Genomic DNA, 18261 nt, shown 5'->3' on the forward strand with positions numbered 1-18261 from the left:
AGCGCCGCTCAATGCGAGCGACTTTATCAATGATAAGGACATAGACATAGAACTTATCGGTGATAAATTGTCAAGCGTTGGCGAAGGAACGTGAATGACCAAACTGGACAAGGGCACCGTGATCGCAGCGGCGCTGGAGCTGCTGAACGAGGTTGGCATGGACAACCTGACGACGCGAAAGCTCGCTGAACGCCTCAAGGTTCAGCAGCCTGCGCTTTACTGGCATTTCCAGAACAAGCGCGCGCTGCTTGACGCACTGGCCGAGGCAATGCTGACGGAACGCCACACCCGCTCGCTACCCGAAGAGAACGAAGACTGGCGGCTATTCCTGAAAGAGAACGCCCAGAGTTTCAGAACGGCGTTGCTCTATTATCGCGACGGGGCGCGCATCCATGCCGGCACTCGACCGACAGAACCGAATTTTGGCGCTGCCGAGACACAAATACGCTTTCTCTGCGCGGCGGGCTTTGGTCCGAAGCACGCTGTTTGGGCGCTCCGGGCGGTCAGTCACTATGTGGTCGGTTCCGTTCTCGAGCAGCAGGCATCTGATGCCGATGAGAGAGTTCCGGACAGGCCAGATGTGTCCGAGCAAGCACCGTCGTCCTTCCTGCACGATCTGTTTCACGAGTTGGAAACAGACGGCATGGATGCTGCGTTCAACTTCGGACTCAACAGCCTCATCGCGGGTTTCGAGCGGCTGCGTTCATCTACAACAGATTAGAGGCTTATGCCCCTTTGCCGCCCCAACTGCCACGACACCGAACCGCCCTGCATGATACCCGCGACCTCGCGGCCGAGCTGGCGGTCGATGACCGGCCGCCACGGGACAAGCGTGAACTCATGGCTCTTTTCCACCACGGCGAACTTGCCGCTCGTTAGCTGAACAGTCCCGGTGAACTTGCCGCTGACGTTCTCGCCGTCCGTAGCGGCACGGAACGGCAACCCCTTGCCCTCGGCCATCTCCGCGCCGATGCGAGCAACCTCGCGTTCGCGCAGCGTAGCGAGAAGGTTGCGCCGATAGAAGATGCGACCGTCCCGCGCTCGGCTGGCGTCGCGCTGCTCGACATGATGCTCGCGGCGCTGCTCCATCGCCTCGCGCACCTGCTGGCCGAAGCCGGTCGGCGCAGGGCCGGCCGTCTCGCCATGGATCAGCCGCCGGTCCAGCCAGGTCGCGCCGTCCGATCCGATCTGCCTGTCCAGATTGACGGGAGAGACGACGCGAACGCTGGCCTGCCGGTCGCGGCCGGCATCATAGGCGGCGGCGCGGCTCTCGAAATCTTCGGGAATGCGCCACTGGTCGGCGTCGATGCGCTCGACGATTCCGGCGCGGCGTAACGCCTCCAGCCGGCGCACATGAGCATCGACATAGCCCTCGTAGTCGCCGCCCGGAACACGGCCCTCGAATTTCGCCTGCTCCAGATGACGGCTCGGCCGATAGATACCGTCCTCGGCGATGGCGGTGATGGTGCGGTCGGACGGCCGGGGTGCTGCCTCGGCCGGGCCGATCTGGATGACGCTGCCGATGCGGGCGTCCTCCAGCCGCTCGGGCGCGATGCCCGCGATGTGGTGGGTGCGGCCGTCGATCCCGTCCACCACAACGGTCAGGTTCTCCCCCAACTCGTCGGACAGGTGCTTGTCCACGACGCTGCCGATGATGGGCGTCTCGGGCGCTCCGTCATGGATTTGGAAGCTCATGGGATCGCGTTCGCCGCCCTGCGGGCCGAGCGCCTTCTGCATGGTGCGGATAATGTCGCCGCGCTCGCCTAGCTCGCGCAGGGCTGGCTCCATGTCCTTGCTCAATTCCCAAACGGCGGGCGCGTGCTCGGTCGCCAGCCCCATCTTCTCCAGCTTGCCGAGACGGCGCAGGCGTAGCGTCCGCTCGAACTGCCGCCTCGGCTCTGCCGGTTCATGGCGCAAGTCGAGGAAACGGGCATCGGCTTCCTCGGTCATGGCGCGGTCGATCCGGGTGAAACGATCTTGGTCGATTTCGGCCGACAGCTTGCGGGTCTGCTCGATCTCGGTGACGGGGCCGAGTTCCAGACTGGCAAGCTCGCTGGCGCGTTCGCGCAGGCCGGCGGAAAGGTAGTCGCCGTTAATGACTAGATCCACGCCCGTATCGTCGCGGCCGTTGACGATGATATGCACATGAGGATGGCCGGTGTTGTAGTGATTGACGGCAACCCAATCGAGTTTCGTGCCGAGGTCGGCTTCCACCTGTTTCATGAAATCGCGGGTGTAGGCCGTGAGGTCCGATAGCTCCGCGCCGTCCTCGGGCGAGACGATGAATCTGAATTGGTGGCGGTCGTCCTTGCCGCGATCAAGGAAGGCGTCGCCATCGGCGCGGTCCTCGGTCGCCGAATAGAGCCGGCCGCGCTCGCCGACGCGTGAGGTTCCGTCACGCTGGACATAGCGCAGATGCGCGCGGGCACGGCCGCCCTTCCACGCGGCCCTGACGCTGCGCTGCTTGACGATCACGCGGCGGCTGCCCGACTGGCGATGATGCCAATGGCCGGAGATATTGCGAGCGCGCACGAAGCTCGCGCCCCGGCCGCGCTTCACGCCCTTGCCGCTGGCGACCTCGGCACGGGACCGGCCCGGCGATGACGGGCGGGCGGATGACGGCATGGAAGGATCGCGGGAGGCTGCCGCCTGATGCTGCCGGGTGATCTTCTTGACCTGCGTGAAAAAGCTCTTGGTCTTGCCGGCCTTCGGCGTGTCGGATCGGATGCGGCCGGGCTTCGGACGGAAGCGGTTTTCGTCGTCGGCGCTCAAGGATGCGACTCCGGCCAAAACCCCCGGAAACCGGCCGATCTGCGCCTATGGTGCCGCTCGAAACCCAGCAAAGCCAAGGCTTTGCGCAAAATCGCGGCACGCGGCCCCTCAAAACCATGGTGCCGGAACCGGCCACCTAACCAGTGTGCAGACAACAATAATTTCCAGAAGCGGCCCGATATGGTGCCGTCTTCTTTAATCTTGCCCTCCGCCCTTTCTGCCTTTTCTGCCCCTCCTGCCGGGAAGCCTGCCGGGCGAAAACCTGCCCGACTGGACACCGGAATGAGCGCCGCCGAGCGCGGGAACGCCGTCCTCATGGCGTTCCCGAACCGCTCGCGTCGGCGACGAAAATGCTGTCGCCCTGCGGCTCCGCACCGGCAGGATCGCGCGCCGGAACGGTCGCGCGGCCGTCGCCGGATTGTGCGTCGGGCGGCGGCGCGGCGACAGCCCGCGCGTCGCCCGGACGCATGACGAACAGCGGTGCCTCGCGCCAATCGGGCGGCGGTGGCGGTGCCGATGACGGCGGTTCGGTTGCAGCCGCGCCGCCGAGGATCGGCGCTAGCGCGGCGATATACGCCCGCGTTTCGGCCGGCAGCGTGCGGCCGGTCGCAAGGTATTCGTCATAGCGGCCGGGACCGGCATTGTAGGCCGCCAGCATCGCCGCGACATTGCCGTAGCGGTCGAACATTTCGCGCAGATAGGCGGTGCCCGCCAAGATGTTGTCGCGGGGGTCGTAGGGATCGCGGCCGAGGCCATAGCGATCGCGCAGTTCCGCCCATGTCACGGGCATCACCTGCATCAATCCCATTGCCCCGGCCGACGAAATCGCGCGCACGTCGCCCGCGCTCTCGGCGCGCAGCACGGCGCGAATCCAGTGCTCGGGGATGCCGAAACGCTGCGACGCCTCGGCGATGTGCGCCGCGTAAGGATGGGCGGCGGCCGGGCGCTCGACCGGCACGGATTGCGCGACCGCGACGCCCGATCCGGCGCAGACGGAAAGCGCGCCGGCCAGCAGCAGGACGGCATAATGCCATGCCGGCCTGTCTCCGCAACAACGGCAGCCTGCCAGCGTGCTCGCTGCGGTCAAGGGCAAGGCGCAAGCGCCGGCCGATGGCCGCCCCTGACCTTCGCTGCGCGCGCCGGCCGTCTGGTCGCCGAGCGGGACGGAGGGATGAGACGGTTTTTTCGCGAACAAAGGGATGCCGATCTTTGACCGGATGGCGGGCCGGACGCGCGCGGCCGTCATTCCTCATCCTCGATCTTCCGCGCGTGCTTCCAACGCAGGGTCCAGACCGAAGGATCGTCGTTCGACTGGAACAGTTTGGCGCGGATCGGGGACGGGAAGATTGGCCCCTCCAAACGCATCGACACGAACTCGCCAGCGTTCTCGCTGGAGTCTTTCCATGCGGGGCCGGCGTCCGGGCCGTCCTCGCTATCGAGGCGCACGCGATAGTCGGGCGCGTTCTTCACGTCGCTCGGCTTGGCCGGGACGATGAACAGCTTTTCGTGGAGGCCGAACGAATGAAGCTCGCCCGCATAGCCGGTTTCGGTGCGGGTGAAGGTGCCTATCTCTGCCATGGGAAATCTCCTGCGGTTGATTTTCGGGGGGTGGTTTCAGTGGGTCGGCGCGCGCCACTCGTAGCGGCCGACGCCTTCCTCATTGGTCCAGAGCGGGACCGCTCGGCCGATGACGGAAGCTGCGGGGATGGGTCCGAAATACCGGCCGTCGAGGCTGTCGCGGACTTCCCAATTCATGAGGAAAAGCTGGTCGTCGCCGATCACGCGGCAGCCCTGCCAGACGGGCAGATCGCGGCCGAGGCCGTCGCGCTCCAGCGCCTCGCCCATCTCGATCCCGTCCACCGTGATCGTGCGGCCGGTGCGACAAACCTCCTGTCCGGGCAGGCCCAAGACGCGCTTCAAAAGCGGGACGCCTCGCGCGATATAGCCGCGCTCGACCATGAAGGCGGCTAGCGGTTCGGGCGGCATGATGGCGACCAGCTCGGGTACGTCGATCCGGTCGGCCGGCTCGACGGTGTAGAACCCGACTGGCGCGCTGGCCGTGGCGTTCCAGATGAGTTTCACGGGCCAATCGACGGCGCTGGCGGCGGCGATGCCGATGGCGGCGAGCGCCGTCACCGTAAGGGTGCGGCGGCGCGTCATGGCTCGATCCTTCGGCGGTGAAGCCACGCGGCATGTCGCTCGGGCGTGTAGGCGTGCGGCTCCAGATTGGCGGTCAAACGGTTATGGACGTGCCGCCAGTGCTCCGGTGCGGCGTCGGCCGGATCGAGGCCGAGCGATTCCACGGCGTCGATGGCGGCAAAACCGCGCTGCACCTTCGGCCAGCTATCGAGCCGCAACAGGATTTCGCCGCCGGGGCGCACGAACGGCAATGTCTGGAACGGCTCGCCCCGGCCGATGGCGCGCACAATGTCGATGCGCGAAACGACAGTGCCGTGCTCGCCGCTCGCCCATCGCACGAAGGCAAAGACGCTGCCCGGCGCGAAGCCGACGACGCTGCGGCGGCGGTCGATGATCTGCTCGTAGCTCTTGCGGCCGAAGCGTATCCAGTGCTCGACCTTGCGTTTCTCGAAGGTCAGCTCGACCAATGTGGTAAAGGGCGCAGGTCCGTCCGGCAGCGGACGGCCGTGCGCGCTGCGGTGGGCGCGGCGGGTCATTGTGCGTCTCCGGCGATGTGCTGGTGGGGTGCGCGCGCGTGCGCTGCGTCAACGGCGGGCGTCATGGCTCGCCGCTCCCGGCAGAACCGGCACCACGCTTCGCCTTCGCGCGCGTCAAAGAAAAAGAGTTAGCTGGGGTAACTGTTTCTGTTCTCGTCGCGTGTGGAGCAAGCGCCTCTTGCCATACCGTGAACGGTGATCTGACCGGCTCATGCCGGTCCACCACCAACCGGAATGGAGAGAGACGATGGACTACTTTGCAGGACTGGATGTTTCCCTTGAGATGACAAGCATCTGCATCGTGGATGCTGACGGGGCCGGGATGAAGGAGGCGAAAGTTGCTTCCGAGCCGGACGACCTCGTCGCGTTCTTCGGGCAATGCGGTATGGCGATGAAGCGGATCGGCCTGGAGGCCGGCGCTCCGTCGCAATGGCTTTACGGAGGAATGGCCGAAGCCGGTCTGCCGGTCGTGTGCATCGAGACGCGCCATGCCAAGGCGGCGCTGTCGGCGATGCCGAACAAGACCGATCGCAACGACGCGCGCGGGATCGCCAACATCATGCGCACCGGCTGGTTCCGCGCCGTGCATGTGAAGACGCAGACCGCGCAGGAACTGCGCTTCCTGCTGGTGGCCAGGCAGACGCTGGTGCGCAAGCTGATGGATATCGAACTGGCGATCAGAGGCATGCTGCGCAGCTTCGGCCTGAAGATGGGCGTGGTCTCCAAGCGCAACTTCGAAGCGCGCGTTCTGGAACTCGCCGGCGATCGTGCGATGCTGATGCGGGCGCTCACCCCGATGCTGAAAGCGAGACGCGCCTTGGCTCTCGAATATACCAACCTGCAAAAGGCGGCGACGGACTTCGCCCGTGACGACGATGTGTGCCGCCGGCTGATGACCGTTCCCGGCGTCGGCCCCATCGTGGCGCTGACCTATCGTGCGACCATCGACGTGCCCTCGCGGTTCCGGCGCTCCAAATCGGTCGGGGCGCATCTTGGGCTGACACCGCGCGCTCACCAGTCTGGCGAGGTCGACTGGACCGGGCGCGTCTCCAAGAGCGGCGATGCGATGGCACGGGCGGCGCTTTACGAGGCCGCGCACATCCTGCTCATCCGTGTGAAGCGCTGGTCGTCGCTCAAGGCATGGGGCATGCGGCTGGTGAAGAACCGGGGGCACAAGCGGGCCGTCACCGCGCTTGCGCGCCGGATGGCCGTGCTCATGCACCGCATCTGGGTCGAAGGAACCACCTTCATATGGAAAACGGGTGACGGCCAGGCAATCGCGCAGAGGCCGATACCCGCTGTTTAAGGGCGTCTGCCTGTCATCCACATGGATGCCGGCTGACGTAGGTTGCGAGTTCCGCCGCGGCGGAGAGATGTCCCCCGAGGGGACGAGGGTTCGGGTGAGACCGTCGAGACTCTTGTCCGCATCGCACCTTGCGACAGCGAGGACGCGAGTTAGCTTGGCCGCCCGACCTTCCGATCCCTGCTTGTGGCGATCCTGATATCGACCACGGAAAGAAGCGTGAGCCGCTCGGGGTGATGTCGATGATCCGCTCATGGCGTGTCCTCCGGCTCGATGCCTGGAATCCACGGAAGACGGACAGGTCGGGATGGCTCTTTCGCAGCGTGTTGCGAACGCGCACGATCATTGGCAAGATGATCGCGGGTGGCACTGGGCGCGTGCTTCACACCCACAGAAACAGTTAAAGAAGATTCTCTGTTAGATAAGTTAGCGGTCGGATTCCGCTTTTCAGGCCAAAGCGTTAGCTGCGGTTCGTGCGCCTGATCTGCCGATAGTGGTGCGCCTGATCTGCCGATACCCCGTGCGCCTGATCTGCCGATGGCATTAACAGGGTTATCAACAGTGCCTGTTGATAGGTTTTCGGGGCGGATGCGCAGCAGCTCGCGGCCGTCTTCCCGCTCGATCTGGAGCAGGTAGCCGGGAAGTTGCTGGCGGGCCGCGATCCGGCGCAGGTCGAGCGCGAAGTCGGACGGCCGCGCGAGACTCCCGGATTTCTGGTGAAGGTGCGCGACCTCGAAAATCCAGCCGTGGCGCTGGTGCCCGGCGTGCTTTCTGGCGACGCGGTAAAGCCAACGCTCGATGCCGCCAGTCAGCCGGAAATAGGCCGGGTCGATTGTCAGGACCAGCGAGCGGTCGATGACGCTGTTGTAGAACCATTCGGGCAGGACGAACTCCATGCCCTCGACGCGGCCGGCGCGCGTCGTCATTTCCTCCCATTCGTTGATCCAAGAGAATTGCCGGCGACGCCAATGCGGGCCGTTGCGGATGGTGGTGGCGATGACGGTCGATTGCAGCCGCGCCAGCGCGGCTTTCAGAAGCCGGTATTGGTGATTGCCGGTCGGGCGTCCGATGGCGCGCAACAGATGGTAAGGCGTAAACCGGACAAAGCGCGACGTGGTGAGGCCGTCATTCTCGGCCGCGACGATCTGCGAGGCCGCCCATATCAGCACATCGGCGTCCCATATGGTCGCCATGCCGTGCTCGGGCATCCCGAACACCTGCACCTCTATGTCGGCGGTCTTGTAGAGAATCGGCTTGGTGCGCGGGGTCTTCGCCAGCGAGAAGAACGGCCGTTCCATCAAATCGCGCTGGTCGCGCGGCGGCGCGTCGCCCGTTGCAACCACGAAGGGGTCTAGGCGGCTGCGCTCGCTGTCCTCGCCCGGCAACGCCGGCTCGTGATCGTCCTCGCGCAGCATCTAGCAGTCGCCCCGTTCTTCGGGGGTGAGCGGACGCGCGGGAAATACGGTGCCGGCGGTCTTGTCGCGGGTGGATTTGCGCTCGCCGGCCGCGCTCCAGTCTTCCAGATCGCGGACGGTGTAGAGGACGCGACCGCCGACCTTGCGATAGGTCGGGCCGGTGCCGTAGGTGCGATGTTTCTCAAGGGTGCGGATGGATATGCCGAGGAAGCGCGCGGCTTCCTTGGTGCGCAACAGGCGCGGCGGCAGGCCCGCAAGCGGGTTGGGCATGGATCACCTCCAGTCGGGATTGGGCTGCCGGGGGCGGCAGCGGACTGTGGCGAACCATGGCGAGGCATCGGCGGCGCGTAGCGTGCCGCATTTGCGCCTACGCGCTGGCGGCACCCCCCTTCGGGGCGTCGCGCAGCCAATAGGTGAGGGATTTCAGCGGCTCGATGCCTGCCGCGCCGAATAGGCAAAGACATTCGCGTGCAGCTCGGCTAAGATTGTGGGTGGAGCAGACGCGCTGCTCTGGGGCGTAGTAACCCCTCACGAATGGCCGGTGCCAGCCAGAACGGCACCAACTCCTTGACCTATGGTCGGGGAGCCTGTGGCGTATACAACAGGCTTTCCGAGCTAAAGGCCATGGGGCCGTTTCGTGACGGTTACTAACTCCCCGATCACCAAGAGTCAGAGAGAATCGTTTGCGGGGGCGCACCGCAGACAAGCTCTCTCAGATACGGGGAATGACTATGCGGGTTCCTGTCGAACTCGATCCCGATGTGGATGACGAAGCGCCGACCGGCGACACTATAACCGTCTATGACGAACGGCACTACGTCACCTATCTACGCTTGCTGGATGCCAAGGCCGAGGGCGCGGACTGGAAAGAAGTCGCGCGGATCGTGCTTCACCGCAATCCGGCTGCCGAGGAACTTCGGACCTATCGTTGCTGGCAAAGCCATCTCGAACGCGCGCAATGGCTTTCGCATGAGGGCTATAGGAAGATTCTGGAACAGGCGGCAGCTAACAAGGCGTGAGCATCGGCGGTTTTCAGCTTACTTCACCTCGCAGGCTTTGGAATTTTACGATATCTGACCGACAGGAATCGACCTAATCGCTGACGTTTCGAGTGGCTTTGACGCGTCCTAAAAGCTGATATGCCCCTCAATTGTTGGCCCATTCTGAACAGGTCAACTCATACGTTACCTCGCCGTGCTCCGTGCCGGGTATGGGGTCGGGAAAATCCAAGAAATCCGTCCGCGTGTGTTTCATACCAATCTTCTCCATTACACGGCGCGACCCTTGGTTGACCGCCATTGTATTGGCCACAATCTTGTCATATCCTGCGACCTCGAAGCCCCAACCGATAAGAGCCAAAGCTCCTTCAGTTGCCAGCCCCTGACCCCAAGCTTCCCGGCGCAGTCGATATCCGATCTCAGCTAACGCCCTCCCTTTCGGCAACAAGCAGAACCAGCCGACGAACTCGTCATCCGCATTGCGTCGCGCTGTCCAGACGTTCGGCTCGGTTCCTCGTGGCATGAGAAATGGCGCGGTCGTCGAATCGATCCTGTCATGATCAACCGCACCATTGTTAAGAAACCGCATCACTTCTGGGTCAAGCTCTAGCTGGATGAAGTTAACACGATCCACCGGGGCGCAAGGACTGAGAATCAAACGCAGCGTCTTTAGTAAGGTCATGGAACATTCCTCAAAATAAATTTCCGGCATGGTCGTGCGAAACCATGGATTGCGCAACGAGTTATTCAGTTGAGCAGCCGCCTTGCCGTTCTTGACACATGAAGCAGTCTGTTAGCTCCACTCCATTCTTGCTGAAATCCTCGTAGGTATTCTAAAGTCCGCAACATTTCCCCGAGGGCTGGCTTTCCGGCTCTTTTCGTATCGCACCTCTTTGTTGCAACTGGCAGTAAGTTTGCGACTTGCAACAAGACGGTGCTCGCTAACGATCAACGCTTGCCGGGCTTGATAGGGTAGTGGAGCAACAGGCGATAGCCGCCGCACATCATCTTGATGCCGTGCGCAACCAGACGGCGGGCCTTGTTCTTGCGCGGGTCATTCTCGAAATCCTCCTTGGTGCCGCGAAAGCCGAGCAGGACTTCGGCGACGGTGCGATAGCTCTCGTCGCGTAGGCGGGCGTCGAGCGCGCGGAGGGAAAGGGTGTGCCATTGCCGGAGCTGGGCGGGAACGGCCCGGAAGTCGGGACCGGGTGCGCGGCCGTTGAGGGACCGCCAGAAACGGCGCGCAGCGTGTGCGCGAAGCTCCAGAAAGGAATCCATCGGCAGGGTGACGGCATAGAAGGCGGCGGCATCCGGCACCGGCTCGGGAAGCCAGAATTGATGTGCGACGCCATCCACCTGCCAGATGCCGTGCCAGCCATCGGCAGCGCGGCGCAGATCGAGGCCGGCGAGATGGGCAAGCGTCAATATCGGTTCGGTGTCGCCGTCCTTATGCTCGACCGGCGAGAGCATCACCGCTTGCGGTTGAAGGCTCGGACTCCAGATTGGTGGCGGCCGGTCATGCGGCGCGTCGGGATCGCACGGGAAATCGCAACCCCCAGCGATCTGCGAACGCTTCAAGGTCACGGCCGGACGGTCCTCCGGTTAGTGCGATGGTCTGGAACTCCTGACGATAATCGTCATTCCGGCGCAGATATTCCCAAGCGAAACCGGCGGCCGAAATGTGCTTCGCATGCCTGTATGCCACCGGCGAACGCCAGTCGATGCTAAGCATGGCGTCACCTCCCAAAGCCGGGGCGCGCAAGGCAGCGCCCAGCCCTTAGAGGTTCAAAGATCGCTGGAAATATAGAAGCCGCTCAAAGCAGATACCTTGAGCGGCCAGCCCGATCATTCTTGGTTATTTTCTGCTTAACACTATTTCGATGATTCTGCGAGACGCCCGCCCGCAAAAGTGCGGGCAAGACGCTCCGGCTTTCATTGGCTGGAAAACACATGCACCTCGTCATGTGCGGTTTCGACTGTGAAAAACTCGCCGTTCATTTCAGCGTCGCGGGCCATTGCTTTCCAATCAATGTAGTAGCGTAGCGCCTCGGGGATCGCCATGCCGCTTTCAGCGGTCAAGTCCTCCATGAAGTCGGCAAGGCTGGCGAACTGGCCGTGATAGCAGTCCCGCAAGGCGGTTTCGGCTTGGTCCATGTCATCGTCGCACTGATCCAGCAGGCCAGCGCCTAGCGCGCCATGCTCGGCGATGAAAGCGCCCATGCGTGCCACGGTGTCGATGCCGGCATATTCGCTGATCGTGACGCCCTCGAAGCCCTCATAATCATGGATGGCATATTCCTCCGCGTGCTCGATGGGGGACCGTGCGAGCATGGCCGCAATCTCGTCCCTGATTTCGTCCGCGTCCTGATCCGCCTCGATCCAAGCCCCATGCAGATAGCCGTTATTGTAGGCGGCAAGGCAGGCGACATAGATGCGGGGATTGCTGTCGGAAAGGTTGGTCATGTCTCTGATCCTCGGGTTTGGGGTTCAGAGCAGCGCAGCGCCGCTCCTGAACCCTTGCCCGGCGGCGAGCCACGGGTAGCAAGGCGCAGGAGAAGTCTTTGGCACCGTGGAATAAATGGAGGGGACCCGCTTGCGGGGAGCGGGCCGTTTATGCCGCGAAAGGCCGGAGAGTTTTCTTGCGCCGCGCGAGGGCAACGCCCTTAGCAATTTTCTTCGTAACGATCAGATGAGACGCGGCGGCAGCCGCGCCGGCCCGGAGGCGAACGCGCTACCACATTGCGCTGTAGAGAGCCGGAGAGCCGCCAGTGACAAAGCCCCGGCGCTTTAGCGCCGGGTCCGCAGAAACACATGGTGAAAACGTATCGACCGGAAACCCATTGTAATACCATTGGTTTCCGGTCGATTCTCGGTCCCTGATTTATAGGGCTATGGAGTAAACGTAGTTGTCATCTTCACCCGGTGGGGCGCGCCATTTCTTTTTCCCAATCCGGAACACAGCTACGCACAGGGCTCGCCATTGGTCCCTGAAGCGCATGCGGCGCCTCCCCCACCACAATGCTGTGCTCGGGCGCGGCAGCACGCCTGTGGAACTGGACTACCGCCACGGGCGACTTTCCGCACACCATGAAACTTGGAGTTCCGTCCGGGGACGCGTGATATCCATCGCCCGCGCCAAGATTGCGCGAGGGGGCTGGCCTAGCGATATCGGTGCCCATCGTCTTGCCGGCATGCCTGCCGCGGCGTAAACGGCAGCTTTTTGAAATTGCAGCATTTCCGGTTACGCTATTGCATTCTTTCGCCTCTGACTTTGCTCCGCATGCCTATACTGCTGACCGCCTGGCCCAGATGCAGGGTTTCCTGAACGGGCTTGCCCTGGCCGCGGGCGATCTGCTCGAGACGCATCTCGCATTCCCCCGGGAGGTCCATTACGTCGCCGACCTGCAGCGCTGGCTGCTCAGTCAGATGACGGTCGCCATGCATTTCGAGCATGAGCGCGATCCGGCGTTGCCGCCGATTTCCCCCAAGAATCTGATCGGGGCTCTCAAGGAGACGCGGATCGCCAGCCGCAACACGGTCCACTCCTTTCTGCAGGAGTTGAAGCGTTACGGTTTTGTCGTGCCGATGCCGAGCCTGGACAACCGCAACAGGCATTCACGGGCGACCGAGATGAGCGAACAACTGATCCGGCGCTATTTCGACATTCACCTGAGGGCGCTCGACCTGGTCGACAGCGGGCAGCGTTTTGCCTTGTCCTGTCGGGCGCCGCAGCTTTTGCCCCATGCTCAGCCTCGTTTCGTGCGGTTGTTGCTGGCGCAGGAGGAGTGGCACAGGCCGCCACAAAGCATCGCAAAATTCGTGCGTTCCGATTCAGGCAGCAGCGTGCTGCATGACCTGATCAAGGCCGTGCCGTCGCTGTCGTCGGACATGATGTCGCCGATCTGGGTCGGAAAGGTGTCGCCCAACGCGCTGTCGCAGCGCTACCGCCTCTCGAGAACGCACGCCGCGCGGCTGTTCGCGCAGGCGAGGGAGACTGGCCTCCTGGGCTGGAAGAACAAAAGCAATCGGGGCGATTGCTGGATCTCGCCCGATCTGGTCCGTGCCTACCGCCACTGGCAGGCGCTTAAACTGGCTGCGGTTTCGCAAGCCTTCCGTGAGGCCTGCGAAACCGCCGATCTTCACCCCCTGGCTGCCTGACCGGCTGTCGAAGGGGAGGGCCGCCGAGCTTACTCGTGGATCGTGTACGAGCCCATCTCGCAGAGGTCCTGCGTGTCGGTGGTCGTGTCGAGGTCCGAGCCCTCTTCGAATTCGAACTTCATGTCGTATTTGCAGACGTCGCGGCCGTCGGCGATGGTGATCTCGATGCTGTCGCCCGGGTTGAGCACCTGCTTGCCGAACACGTCGCCTTCCCAGCTTTCCACGCCGACCGGCGAGGTATAGAAGCGCGTCAGAACCGACTTGGTGCCGTTCTTGAGCGTGAAGACGAGATCTTCGGCCTTGGCAGGCGCCGACGCGAGGACGACCGTCGCCAAGGCAATGGCGAAGCTGAATTGTTTCATGATTTCATCCAGTTATGGGTTGTGAGACGTGTTCTCGGCAGCGATGTACACGAGCGTCGAACCCAGTTGAAGCTGGCTGCCGTTCCATGTTTGGCACTATCGGAGTTGGCGGGCGCCGGGTGAGGGAACGATGCCCTTGCCGGAGACCGGTGCCTGAGGCCGTCGGGCCCCGGTAGGGAATTTCGGTCAAGTAGCTGCGCGGTTTCTCGGCAGATGCCCGCGAGCGCGGCGGTTGACGCGAAGGTGCCGGCCACATCCCCAAAAAAGTTTGTCGGCCGCTTGCAATTCGCAAATCCAGCCGCTAGGTAGCGCCCATCGCTGCGGTCGACCGGCCGGAGCGTGTTGGCCGTCCAAACGGCCTGTTGCGCGCCCGTAGCTCAGCTGGATAGAGCACCAGACTACGAATCTGGGGGTCAGAGGTTCGAATCCTTTCGGGCGCGCCATTTCTTCTCCCGACGCTTCTTTTCCAGCCAACCTCGCTTTCGGCTGTTGCGTTGCGCTGCCTCTCCCTTTGCATGTTGTTTGACCAACAATGATGTGCGTTGCACAACATTTGGAGTTGCACGTTAGCTGCCACGAAAATAGGCTCGCTCGTCCCTCCGCGCGCCCTGCCGGCGCCAGGGCGTCGAAACAGCAGAGGCTTCAAATGACACGATTTCACACCCTCCTCGCGGCTGGCGTTGCCGGCCTCGCGACGACGCTCGTCGCCGCGCCGGCTCTGGCCCAGGGCAAGACGCTGACCATCTCCTGGTGGGGCTTCAACGGCGACAAGCTCGACGAGTACATCATCAAGCCGTTCAAGGAGAAGTGCGGCTGCGAGATCGTGTTCGAGACCGGCAACAACGCCGACCGCCTGAACAAGATCAAAATCCGCAACGGCGAGGGCGTCGACGTCGCCTACTTCACGGACGCCTATTCGCAGATCGGCATCAAGGAAGGCCTGTTCCAGCCGATCGACAAGTCGAAGGTGCCGAACCTCGACGGCCTCTATGATCTCGCCAAGGCTCCCCAGGGCGAATTCGGCCCGGCCTACACCATTGGCCGCGTCGGCGTGATCTACGACACTGCCAAGGTGAAGACGCCGGTCACCTCCTGGAACGACCTCTGGAAGGAAGACTTCAAGAGCGCGCTGTCGCTGCCGGGTATCACCACCACCGCCGGCCCGATGGCCGTCATGATTGCTGGCATCCATGCCGGCGTCGACCCGTTTGCCGACACCGACGGCGCGTTCAAGGCGGTCGAGGCGCTGAAGCCCAACGTCGTCAAGAACTACAACACCGGCTCCGAGCTGGTGAATCTGTTCTCGACTGGCGAAATCTCGGCTGCTGTCGCCCAGGACTTCACGCTCGCCCAGATTCAGGCTGCCGTGCCGACCGCCGCATGGGCCAATCTCTCTGACGGCGCCATCGCCACGCTGAACACCATCAACATCCCGAAGGGCGCTGCCAACGTTGAACTCGCACACGAGTTCATCAACTTCGTGCTGTCGAAGGAAGTGCAGCAGAAGACTGCCGAGAACGGCGTTGATGCGCCTGTCGTCAAGGCTGTCGAGCTGACGCCCGAGCAGGCCAAGCTGTGGACCTATGGCGCCGACATGATCGCGTCGCTGAAGCAGGTCGACTACGAGAAGCTCAACACGGCCAAGACCGAGTGGGTTGATCGCTGGAACGAAGTCTTCGGTATGTAAGACCAAACGACGGGGAAGGGCGTCTGCCTTTCCCCGTTCTTGTGCATATCACTGAATATTCTGCCCCTTTTGCCCGCTGCCAGGCCCTTTGCGGCATTCTGCGCCTTTCACTCTCGCGCAATGAAGGCTAGCAAGCCCCGAAAGTGCTGCTCCCTGTCTGGAGCGCGCCGGGCTAAACTGGAAGAGATCGGAACTTCATGCTGAAACGCTTTGCCGGATGGTGGCTCGCCGGGCCTGCAACGCTGGCGGTTCTGGTATTCCTGGTGCTGCCGGTGGCCGCCACCATTGCTACGACCTTCGGCGAGGACGGCGGCATCTTTGCGCCCTACATCGCATTCTTCAACAGCGGCTTCCGCCGCACCGTGCTCTGGCGAACCATCGAGATCTCGCTGGCAACGACCGCCATCTCGCTCGTCGTCGGTTTTCTCACCGCCTATGTGGTGTCGAAGACTCCTGGCAAGCTGAAGAGCCTTTTGATCATCGCCGCCGTTTTCCCGCTGCTGACCGGCGTCGTCGTCCGCTCCTTCGCCTGGCTGATCATCCTGGGCAAGAACGGCATCCTCAACAACTTCCTCGTCGGCATCGGCGCGGTCTCCGAGCCGCTTCCGATGCTCTACACCCAGGGCTCGGTCATCGTCGCCATGGTCTATCTGTTCGTGCCGCTGATGATCCTGACGCTCGTCGGCGTGCTGGAGAACATCCCCGACGACGTCGTCCAGGCCTCGTCGTCGCTTGGCGCCACGCCGGCAGCGACCTTCCGGCAGGTCATCCTGCCGCTCGCCGTACCCGGTCTCATCGTTGGTGCCGTGCTCGTCTTCACTGGCTCCTTCACCGCCTACGCCACGCCCCAGCTTCTCGGTGGCGAGCGCCAGATGGTGATGGGCACGCTGATGTACCAGCGTGCCATGGTGTCGTTCGATTGGGTCGGCGCCTCCACAATCGCAGCAATCATGGTGGTGATCACTGTCACCGTGGTTCTTGCCATGAGCCGCGTTGCGCGGCGTCTCAACCCGATGGCGACATGATGACCAGCCGTATCAATCCCCTGCTCATCCTGTTCACCGTCCTGGTCTACATCTTCCTGATGGGGCCGCTGATCATCGTGCTTGGCGCGTCGGTCAGCGACACCACCTACCTGACCTTCCCGCCGCAGGGCCTGACACTGCGCTGGTTCGAGAACATCTTCGAAATCAGCGCCTTCCGGCGCACCATCATCACCAGCCTCGAACTCGCTTTCCTAGCGACCGGGCTGGCGCTGCTGGTCGGCATCCCCGCCGCCTATGCGCTCAACCGCTATCGCATCAAGCTGCCGTCCTGGCTGTCGACAGTCTTCGTGCTGCCGATCCTGGTGCCAGAGATCGTGCTTGGCTTCTCGCTGCTGAAGTCGGTTGCGGTGGGCATGCAGACGCCGATCTTCCTGACGCTGCTCGTCGGCCACATGCTTCTGGTGCTGCCCTATTGCGTGCGTGTCGTCTCGGCGAGCCTCGCCTCTTTCGACTTTTCGATCGAGGAAGCCGCCGTCAGCCTCGGCAGCCCGCCGGCGAAGACGTTCTTCACCATCGTGCTGCCCAATGTGCGCTCGGGTGTGATCGCCGCCTTCATCCTGGCTTTCATCACGTCGATCAACGACGTGTCGACGTCGCTGTTTCTCACCGGTCCCGGCGTTTCGACGCTGCCGATCCAGATCCTCGCCCATGTCGAGCAGTTCTTCGACCCGACGATCGCGTCGGTGTCGGTGCTGCTGATGCTGCTGACCGTCGCAGTCATGGCCATCGTCGAGCGTACGCTCGGCCTCACCTTCCTTGCGAAATAGACCAATGACCCAGGCACTTACTGTCCAGAATCTCACCGCTCACTACGGCGCCACCAAGGTGCTGGAGGACCTGTCGCTGTCGGTCGGCAAAGGCGAGCTCGTCTCGCTGCTCGGCGCCTCGGGTTGTGGCAAGACGACGACGCTGCGCCTCATTGCCGGCTTCCTCGAACCGACCTCCGGCTCGATCCGCCTCGGCGACAAGGACCTGACCCGGTTGCCCGCCTACAAGCGCGACATCGGCCTGGTGTTCCAGAACTACGCGCTGTTCCCGCATCTCAGCGTGCTCGACAATGTCGGCTTCGGCCTGAAGCAACGCGGTGTGGCCCCTGCCGATCGCGAGAAGCGCGCCAAGGCGATGCTAGAACGCGTCGGCCTGTCCCAGCTCGCCGACCGCCTGCCTGGCGCACTGTCGGGCGGCCAGAAGCAGCGCGTGGCGCTCGCCCGCGCACTCGTCATCGAGCCGCCGCTCCTGATGTTCGATGAGCCGCTGTCCAACCTCGACGCCAAGCTGCGCGTCGACATGCGCGTCGAGATCCGCCAACTGCAGCGCGCCAACGGCACCACCTCGGTCTATGTCACCCACGACCAGGAAGAGGCGTTCTCGATCTCCGACCGCGTCGCCATCATGAATGCCGGCCGCATCATGCAGTTCGATACGCCCGAGACGCTGTACCAGCGCCCGGCCAATGCGTTCGTCGCCCGCTTCGTCGGCTTCGAGAACCTGGTGCCGATGAAGGTTGCGGCGCGCGACGGAGCGACCGTAACGGCGGTGACCGGCGACGGATCGCAGCTCAAGCTGTCGCAGGAGCGCTTCGGCGCGATCCCCGATGTGTTCGTGCTTGCCGCACGCGCGGACGGCCTGTCCGTCTCGACCGACGCCAACGCCGAAGGCATCCCGGCGACGCTCGGTCTGCGCACCTATCTTGGCCGCGCCTACCAGTACCAGGCCGACACTGCTGCCGGCCAACTGATCGCCAACGGCTCGCTGTCGGCGCCGCTGGAGCCGGGCGCCCAGGCCAAGCTTGTGCCCGTGCCCGACCAGTGCTGCGTGCTGAAGCCGGAGTGAGCCGAGGAGCGA

At 63.3% G+C, this 18261-nt stretch carries 20 protein-coding genes and 1 tRNA gene; 9 read left to right on the forward strand and 12 right to left on the reverse strand.

The features are described from left to right. Positions 1-94: 94 nt before the first annotated feature. Positions 95-721: a tetracycline resistance transcriptional repressor TetR(G) gene (gene tetR(G) / locus B015_RS0103760; protein WP_018426327.1), complete on the forward strand. Its 627-nt coding sequence runs from the start codon at positions 95-97 to the stop codon at positions 719-721. On the opposite strand, the gene B015_RS34135 is transcribed toward tetR(G), so the two are convergent. The 5 genes from B015_RS34135 to B015_RS0103785 all read right to left on the reverse strand — a co-directional run bounded on the left by B015_RS34135 (position 718) and on the right by B015_RS0103785 (position 5447). Beyond that, a complete protein-coding gene (locus tag B015_RS34135; protein WP_328700484.1) occupies positions 718-2625 on the reverse strand; it encodes a DUF3363 domain-containing protein in 1908 nt (635 codons plus the stop codon). The two genes, tetR(G) and B015_RS34135, sit on opposite strands and share 4 nt — an antisense overlap. A gap of 460 nt (positions 2626-3085) precedes the next feature. Continuing rightward, the gene (locus B015_RS0103770) at positions 3086-4018 is read right to left on the reverse strand and encodes a lytic transglycosylase domain-containing protein (protein WP_018426329.1); all 933 of its coding nucleotides are present in this window, start codon (positions 4016-4018) and stop codon (positions 3086-3088) included. Then, a complete protein-coding gene (locus B015_RS0103775; RefSeq protein WP_018426330.1) occupies positions 4015-4350 on the reverse strand; it encodes a DUF736 domain-containing protein in 336 nt (111 codons plus the stop codon). Before B015_RS0103775 ends, B015_RS0103770 begins: the two co-directional genes overlap by 4 nt. 36 nt (positions 4351-4386) lie before the next feature. Continuing rightward, positions 4387-4932, reverse strand: coding sequence for a S26 family signal peptidase (locus tag B015_RS0103780; protein ID WP_018426331.1), 546 nt, complete (start codon positions 4930-4932; stop codon positions 4387-4389). Continuing rightward, positions 4929-5447, reverse strand: a complete 519-nt coding sequence (locus B015_RS0103785; protein WP_018426332.1) for a DUF2840 domain-containing protein — start codon at positions 5445-5447, stop codon at positions 4929-4931. Before B015_RS0103785 ends, B015_RS0103780 begins: the two co-directional genes overlap by 4 nt. Positions 5448-5694: 247 nt before the next feature. Here B015_RS0103785 and B015_RS0103790 point away from each other — a divergent pair, with 247 nt between their 5' ends. Beyond that, positions 5695-6753, forward strand: coding sequence for an IS110 family transposase (locus B015_RS0103790; protein WP_018426333.1), 1059 nt, complete (start codon positions 5695-5697; stop codon positions 6751-6753). 248 nt (positions 6754-7001) lie between these two features. Here B015_RS0103790 and B015_RS0103795 read toward each other — a convergent pair whose 3' ends face one another. Together B015_RS0103795 and B015_RS0103800 are read right to left on the reverse strand one after the other, a co-directional pair. Then, the gene (locus tag B015_RS0103795) at positions 7002-8165 is read right to left on the reverse strand and encodes a replication initiator protein A (protein ID WP_018426334.1); all 1164 of its coding nucleotides are present in this window, start codon (positions 8163-8165) and stop codon (positions 7002-7004) included. Beyond that, positions 8166-8435, reverse strand: coding sequence for a helix-turn-helix domain-containing protein (locus B015_RS0103800; protein WP_018426335.1), 270 nt, complete (start codon positions 8433-8435; stop codon positions 8166-8168). Between the two features lie 461 nt (positions 8436-8896). Between B015_RS0103800 and B015_RS0103805 the strand changes: the two genes are divergently transcribed. Further along, positions 8897-9184 (forward strand): DUF2285 domain-containing protein, encoded by a 288-nt coding sequence (locus tag B015_RS0103805; protein ID WP_018426336.1) that lies wholly within the window; start codon positions 8897-8899, stop codon positions 9182-9184. A 127-nt stretch (positions 9185-9311) separates the two neighbouring features. Here B015_RS0103805 and B015_RS0103810 read toward each other — a convergent pair whose 3' ends face one another. From B015_RS0103810 to B015_RS0103820, 4 genes are all read right to left on the reverse strand, one after another. Beyond that, on the reverse strand, positions 9312-9845 hold the full coding sequence (locus tag B015_RS0103810; RefSeq protein ID WP_034115564.1) for a GNAT family N-acetyltransferase: 534 nt from the start codon (positions 9843-9845) through the stop codon (positions 9312-9314). A 266-nt stretch (positions 9846-10111) separates the two neighbouring features. After that, positions 10112-10633 (reverse strand): DUF2285 domain-containing protein, encoded by a 522-nt coding sequence (locus B015_RS0103815; protein ID WP_018426338.1) that lies wholly within the window; start codon positions 10631-10633, stop codon positions 10112-10114. 46 nt (positions 10634-10679) lie between these two features. Continuing rightward, positions 10680-10895, reverse strand: coding sequence for a DUF6499 domain-containing protein (locus tag B015_RS32445; RefSeq protein ID WP_080758809.1), 216 nt, complete (start codon positions 10893-10895; stop codon positions 10680-10682). A 200-nt stretch (positions 10896-11095) separates the two neighbouring features. Next, the gene (locus B015_RS0103820; protein WP_018426339.1) at positions 11096-11626 is read right to left on the reverse strand and encodes an antirestriction protein ArdA; all 531 of its coding nucleotides are present in this window, start codon (positions 11624-11626) and stop codon (positions 11096-11098) included. A 708-nt stretch (positions 11627-12334) separates the two neighbouring features. Here B015_RS0103820 and B015_RS0103825 point away from each other — a divergent pair. Next, entirely contained in the window at positions 12335-13321 is a 987-nt protein-coding gene (locus tag B015_RS0103825; RefSeq protein ID WP_157632682.1) for a hypothetical protein, read from the forward strand. Positions 13322-13350: 29 nt separating this feature from the next. Here the strand turns inward: B015_RS0103825 and B015_RS0103830 are convergent, their stop codons facing one another. Then, on the reverse strand, positions 13351-13683 hold the full coding sequence (locus B015_RS0103830) for a hypothetical protein (RefSeq protein WP_018426341.1): 333 nt from the start codon (positions 13681-13683) through the stop codon (positions 13351-13353). A gap of 366 nt (positions 13684-14049) precedes the next feature. On the opposite strand from B015_RS0103830, the gene B015_RS0103835 reads away from it, so the two are divergent. The 5 genes from B015_RS0103835 (at position 14050) to B015_RS0103855 (ending at position 18249) form a co-directional block, all read left to right on the forward strand. Continuing rightward, positions 14050-14126, forward strand: a tRNA-Arg gene (locus B015_RS0103835). 203 nt (positions 14127-14329) lie between these two features. Further along, positions 14330-15370 (forward strand): ABC transporter substrate-binding protein, encoded by a 1041-nt coding sequence (locus tag B015_RS0103840; protein WP_018426342.1) that lies wholly within the window; start codon positions 14330-14332, stop codon positions 15368-15370. A 200-nt stretch (positions 15371-15570) separates the two neighbouring features. Beyond that, positions 15571-16395: an ABC transporter permease gene (locus B015_RS0103845; protein ID WP_026226848.1), complete on the forward strand. Its 825-nt coding sequence runs from the start codon at positions 15571-15573 to the stop codon at positions 16393-16395. Continuing rightward, positions 16392-17183 carry an ABC transporter permease gene (locus B015_RS0103850; protein WP_040456004.1) on the forward strand — a complete coding sequence of 264 codons (792 nt, stop codon included), beginning with the start codon at positions 16392-16394 and terminating at the stop codon, positions 17181-17183. The genes B015_RS0103845 and B015_RS0103850 overlap by 4 nt, the downstream gene beginning before the upstream one ends. A 4-nt stretch (positions 17184-17187) precedes the next feature. After that, complete coding sequence (locus B015_RS0103855; protein WP_018426345.1) at positions 17188-18249, forward strand: ABC transporter ATP-binding protein; 1062 nt, start codon at positions 17188-17190, stop codon at positions 18247-18249. Positions 18250-18261 lie beyond the last annotated feature (12 nt).

Source organism: Hoeflea sp. 108 (assembly GCF_000372965.1).
Classification (GTDB): Bacteria; Pseudomonadota; Alphaproteobacteria; order Rhizobiales; family Rhizobiaceae; genus Aminobacter.